This is a genomic window from Nocardia sp. SYP-A9097, from assembly GCF_009649815.1.
Taxonomy (GTDB): Bacteria; Actinomycetota; Actinomycetes; order Mycobacteriales; family Mycobacteriaceae; genus Nocardia.
In genome coordinates this window covers 502,332-503,077 of sequence record NZ_WJIC01000002.1, presented here as the reverse complement: position 1 = coordinate 503,077, position 746 = coordinate 502,332, and the positions used below count along the sequence as shown (strand labels likewise).

Sequence of the window (746 nt, the reverse complement as noted above, 5' to 3'; positions counted from 1 at the left end):
CAGTCCCGCCCCATCCGAACCCCCCTGCTGAGAAAGGTAATCGGTAATGAGCAACCCCTTCGATGACGAAGACGCCCAGTTCTACGTGCTGGTCAATGATGAGGCGCAGCATTCGCTGTGGCCGATCTTCGCCGCCATTCCCGGCGGCTGGACCATCGCGCACGGTCCGGCCCAGCGCCGCACCTGCCTGGACTACGTCGAAACCCATTGGACCGATATGCGCCCCAAATCGCTGGCCGATGCCATGGCGACCGAGATCGACTAGTCTTCACTCGAAATAGCTTGCGGCACAACAGATTCCGCAAAATACTCGGGGCGTGCGTACGCCCCGTGCGGCGGTCCCGACGACAGTGCGGGGGTCTGTCCGCGAACGAAGAAAGGAAGAAGATGACCACTCCTCCCACCACGGATCCCACCGGCGGCGTCGACATCGGCGGCATCCTCACCATGGTGCTCAAGTTCCTGAGCGCCGGCTCCACCACCAGCTACACCCCGCACTGATTCGTCAGCGCGCGATACATCTGTCTTCTCGAAAGGAACGAAAAATGCTCAGTGGCAGCGGTTTCACCGACCTGCTCATGGCCTTCGCCCACCTGGTGAGCTCGGGCTCGTCCACCTCGGTCATCCAGCCCACCCCGCCGCCGGTGGTCACCCCGACCGTCTAGGAGCCCAAATGTTCAGTGGCAGCATGGTAAACGACCTCTTCGCCACCCTCGCGAAGATGCTCGGCACCGGCTCCTCCTACA

At 62.3% G+C, this 746-nt stretch carries 1 protein-coding gene; it reads left to right on the top strand.

The features are described 5' to 3' along the window. The first annotated feature begins 46 nt into the window (after positions 1–46). Complete coding sequence (locus GFY24_RS05900; RefSeq protein WP_153803918.1) at positions 47–265, top strand: MbtH family protein; 219 nt, start codon at positions 47–49, stop codon at positions 263–265. The last annotated feature ends 481 nt before the right edge of the window (positions 266–746 follow it).